Source organism: Streptomyces beijiangensis, assembly GCF_017315755.1.
Taxonomy (GTDB): domain Bacteria; phylum Actinomycetota; class Actinomycetes; order Streptomycetales; family Streptomycetaceae; genus Streptomyces; species Streptomyces beijiangensis.
Genome location: NZ_JAFLRJ010001352.1, coordinates 1 through 293 on the forward strand (window position 1 = coordinate 1; position 293 = coordinate 293).

1 pseudogene is annotated in these 293 nt (G+C 69.6%); it reads left to right on the forward strand.

The features are described 5' to 3' along the window. Positions 1-293: pseudogene (locus J0695_RS41795) on the forward strand (hypothetical protein); the annotation flags it as partial.

Here is a 293-nt window from a genome sequence, read left to right on the forward strand (position 1 = left end):
GGCTGTATGAGCTGGATACACCCGGAGTCGAGACCCGCGCGGCCACCTACCCGGACGACGGGCGCCGCGTGGTGTGGCTGCTCGCCGCGGATGGGGCATGGGCGCGCGCCGAGGACGGAACGTCCCCCGTGGTCCACCAAGGCGGCCCCCGCCGACTCTGGGACGACCTGGAACGCGTCCGCCGCAAGTGGGAAGAGAAGAACAGGTTCTCTCTCCACACGATGCGCGCGGAACTGTCGCCCCAGGGAAGCCACCTACTGTCCCCGGACGACGCATGGCGCTTCCCGATCTGA